The following is a 3,882-nucleotide window of genomic DNA, read 5'->3' as shown; positions in this document are numbered from 1 at the left end:
ATAATCTATTTTAATCATCTCTTTCTATACTTATTTTGAATAAACCGGTTAATTCATTAATTACTATTATTTCCATACCGGTTTATTTTATACAAACTTCTGTTCTTTTTTAAAATACTTTTATATACAAGTTCTCAAATTTGCGAATCATTAGTAAATTATTCATGACCCTGAGTGTGTTAGACAGACTTGCTTATGGAAAAGTATCTGGTACTCTTATATCATATTTGATAAACTATTATTAGTAGATATAATATATTTTAATTCATGGTTTCGGAAATCAAAAGATAAAGGGGGATAAAATGTAATGAAGAAGCTTAAATTAACATTGGGATTAGTATTTAGTTTTTTAATAATATTTTCATGGACAGCCTTAGCAAAGGATTATAATATGGGCGACGCAACTGAAGAGTTTTTAGCTCAAATGCCCTCATCGAATATGAGTGCTACATTTGATTATCAGTCGGATATGTGGATTTTAAAACCTTCATTTACTGGCATAAAATATGATAATTCAACAGTTTCAGAAGTTGAATTAATTGAAAATAATGGTTACAGAATTCATTTAGATAGCAATAATGAGGTAAACTATATATCAATTACCTGTAATGAATTTGGAATAATTTTTGAAGAAAAAGATGTTTATGGTGATGAAATCAGGCTTCCTTTTGAAAAATTCCAACCAAATGAAGAAGGAAAATGTGACTTTTACGTAGAGCATACTTATATTCATTTGTGGGAGGGATATGTTGTTTATAGACAAACAAGTAATATTGAAACTCTAGATTATAATGAGATTGCAAGTCAAAGAGAAAAGTTTATTGATAATAGTATAGAAAATAATGGAGTAACTGGTGACGATGAAATAACTTTAAACGATGATAGTGATAATAACTCTGACAAGTCTCCTTTTGGTACTGTAGCTATTTTCACTGTTGGTGCAATTGGATCATACTTTGCTTTAAGAAAGATTAATAAGAAAAAAAATAAACAGAAAAACATTCAAAAAGACGCTGCTAATATTGAAGATCTTAAAATCATAGAAGATCTATCGTACACTGACTATAATAATGATATGGAAATATCAGATTCAACTACAGAAAATAAAATTGATGAATTTATGTCTTTAAATAAAAAAGAGAAGATTCGTATACGCAATGAGTATAATCAAGATCAAAGTTCTTATTATGATACAGTAGATAAAATGTATGGATATTCTACAAATATAGCAAAGGGTATTGAAATCGGATGTGATTCTTCCATTGATTTTTTAGAAAATATAACTGGCCCAGCAGGAAAAATGGTTAAAAATGTTTATACAGTAAGTAAAAAAACTTTAGTAGGAACTTCAGAATATCTTCATAGTAATGATAAGTCTTTTTCAAATGCAGTAGACAAAATAGGCGCAAATTTCGTTGAAGGGATGACTGACGTTGCTGAAGGATACACAGAAGGGAAATATAAAGGAGCCAAACACATATTTACTTATGTTAAAGATGCCGTAAAAACTGGTTATAAGGATGGTTTTACTCTAGAAAATATGGGTAAGTCATTTGAAAAATCTTCAAAGAATGTAGCTTTTGATATTGTTTCAGATGGTATTTCTGATAAATTACCAAGTTATAACGGCGGGAAAAAAGATGGTATTAATATTTCTAACAATTCCTTAGATTATATTAATAAAAAAATTAAAGGCAATAATAAAACTTCTAGGCAGATTAGAAATACTATCAAAAAACATTTTTATAAAAATACAAAAGGACAAGTTCAGAAAGGTATAAATACTGTAATTAAAGGGGGACTAAATCTATGATTAAAAACGAAAATTTTTTCTTGAATGCTAATTTACTTAAAGGTATTGCAAAATTACAAAACACAGAATATACATTCTTATCTCCATTAGCCTATGGACATAAAGAAAAATTAGATAATAATGATATGTCCGGGTTGGTTAGCGCTGGTGTTTTACAAAGTAACGGTAAAATTTCGGAAGAGTTCAATGAAATTTATAAAATCTTAGCGCAAGCAAAAGCTTATGTAAGATTAAGATTTTTTAATGGAATAGATCTATTAGAATATACGAATTATTTTTCTATGAACGAACAAAAATCAGCCTTGATACAGACTAAAAATAAAGGCGTAAATATAAGTATTACAAACATAGACAAAATCACAGATATAATAACTCAATTTTCAGGACAAAGTCTAGTAAAAAGTAGCGATTTTAATGAAGAATTAGATAAAAATCAGGCAATTGTTCTTTTTGCTCTTATTGAAATTTATAGAAGAAATTATTTTAACATATTAGCAAATGGAGAGTCTTTTGAAAATTCTAACGGTGAAAATTTAAAGATAAAAGAGGCATATTCAAGTGACATAATCCAATTAATTAATAGTAAGGAAAATAATTTTCATAATGTATTAGCTTATTTAATGAATATGATTGAATATAAAGATAACGAACTTGATATTAAGGCAATTGATAATTGTCTTCATGATTTAGAAATCAAGAAAATAATTGAAAAATCTAATTCTGGTTATATTTTGAGTGAAAATACTAGAATTCTAGCTGATAGAATGTTATTGATTCAAAATGTTTGCTCATTAAATGTTGGTAGAGCATGTATTGACGACACTGTTATTTCTCTAGGGGTTATATACTTACAATTTGGAATAAATGATATTATTTCATTAGAAGTAAACAATGGGAAAATTGTTATAAAATCTGTAGCTACTATTGAACTTATAGAAAGTATTAGGTATTTTTTCAAAGACGGAAATGCCCTACTAGATGCTGAAAAAGAAATCACATCAAAATTAACTGAGGATAACAATTCTGATACAATAAATTTTTGCCCTTTCTGTGGAAATAAAATAACTGAAGGTTATAATTTTTGTGGTGAATGCGGGAAACCAATTGTAAATGCTTCAAAAGTTGCGAAGGGTAAATGTACTAAATGTGGTTATGTAAATAAGAGTGATGATAGTTTTTGTATCAAATGTGGTGCTAAAATTGACTAAAATAAAAAATTGTAGCGATAATCATTCAATTGACTGTCGCTATATTTATGCAATTGATTTCGATAGAAATCAAGTTCGTCTCCCATGTCTCCTCACAAAGACCTCTAGAGGTAAATAGTAATTTATTAATAAATTGTAGATATTTGTTCATATGTCCTAGGGGTCTTAGTCTGCATATATCGGGAAGTACCTGATACCCTTGTTTTGTCCTTCATTTTGCTTGCTTTTATCGGACAATGTTACTCTGATAAGTCTAATTTATAATATCTACTTTTTTTATTACCTAAAGCAATTATTATTTTCTTATGTGTTAAACCCTCAAACACTTTTCTAGCACCTGAAGATGATAACTCTGTTACTTCTCTAGCTTCTTTATTAGTTATACTTTCATATTCTTTTAAGTAGTTAATTAATATATTGTAAATGTTTGTTTTCCCTGAGGGTCTTAGTCTGCCTATAAAAATTCTTTGTAAATAAACAAAAAATTCAGCATCAAATTTTATGAGGCCGAATTCTTAAATCTTTATATTTGTTTTTTAAAACTACTTTTGATTTTTATGGCTGTCGATGGTAATAACATTCATAACCCTAAAGTATATTTATCTGATATCAAAAAAGCTTTCCCCAAGTCTCCGGCCCAACTATTCCATCCACTAGTAAGTGGTGTTCTTGTTGAAAATGCAGCACAGCTAAATATGTATTAACAAGTTCGTCGCCCGCATCACCTCACAAAGACCCCCAGGGGCAAATAACATTTTATTAATAAATTGTGAATATTTGTTCATATCCCCTAGGGGTCTTAGTCTGCCTATAGGCAGACTTGCTTTTAAAAATATTTTTCCAACTCATCTAAACTCTCTA

Annotated in this window: 3 protein-coding genes; 2 read left to right on the top strand and 1 reads right to left on the bottom strand. The window is 28.5% G+C overall.

What is annotated here, in order from left to right; all coding sequences use genetic code 11:
* Positions 1-307 precede the first annotated feature (307 nt).
* Together ACVHXK_RS18555 and ACVHXK_RS18550 are read left to right on the top strand one after the other, a co-directional pair.
* A complete protein-coding gene (locus tag ACVHXK_RS18555; RefSeq protein ID WP_461207897.1) occupies positions 308-1,813 on the top strand; it encodes a hypothetical protein in 1,506 nt (501 codons plus the stop codon).
* The gene (locus ACVHXK_RS18550; RefSeq protein WP_461207896.1) at positions 1,810-3,021 is read left to right on the top strand and encodes a zinc ribbon domain-containing protein; all 1,212 of its coding nucleotides are present in this window, start codon (positions 1,810-1,812) and stop codon (positions 3,019-3,021) included. The genes ACVHXK_RS18555 and ACVHXK_RS18550 overlap by 4 nt, the downstream gene beginning before the upstream one ends.
* A gap of 609 nt (positions 3,022-3,630) precedes the next feature.
* On the opposite strand, the gene ACVHXK_RS18545 is transcribed toward ACVHXK_RS18550, so the two are convergent.
* Positions 3,631-3,708 carry a peptidoglycan-binding domain-containing protein gene (locus ACVHXK_RS18545; protein ID WP_461207898.1) on the bottom strand — a complete coding sequence of 26 codons (78 nt, stop codon included), beginning with the start codon at positions 3,706-3,708 and terminating at the stop codon, positions 3,631-3,633.
* Positions 3,709-3,882: the final 174 nt, after the last annotated feature.

It is taken from the genome of Clostridium sp. DL1XJH146 (assembly GCF_054819755.1).
Note: the sequence above shows the minus strand (reverse complement) of the source record. Positions and strands in the feature narration are given on the sequence as shown.